Annotated in this window: 1 protein-coding gene; it reads right to left on the reverse strand. The window is 61.8% G+C overall.

The window, feature by feature from the left end:
• Positions 1–111 precede the first annotated feature (111 nt).
• On the reverse strand, positions 112–225 hold the full coding sequence (locus tag CVH10_RS24250) for an entericidin A/B family lipoprotein (protein WP_219925109.1): 114 nt from the start codon (positions 223–225) through the stop codon (positions 112–114).
• Between the last annotated feature and the right edge of the window lie 13 nt (positions 226–238).

Here is a 238-nt window from a genome sequence, read left to right on the forward strand (position 1 = left end):
ACAATGGCCACCACCGCCTAGGCTACGCTCAACGATAATCCAGTAATTCAAATAGAAGCGGTCATCGCGCCGCCGTCCGGTATGTGCCGGACAGCGGACGGACGATGATGTTTACTTCTTGACGTCGTTCGCGGTGTCGGTGACCGCGTCGCCCGCCGACGAGACGTCCTTGCCGACGCCGGCCCCCGTATTGCACGCCGTTACCAGCATCGCGCCAGCAAGCATCGCCCTCGTGATC

This window comes from Halomonas sp. ND22Bw (genome assembly GCF_003011945.1).
GTDB classification, from domain to species: Bacteria; Pseudomonadota; Gammaproteobacteria; order Pseudomonadales; family Halomonadaceae; genus Halomonas; species Halomonas halophila.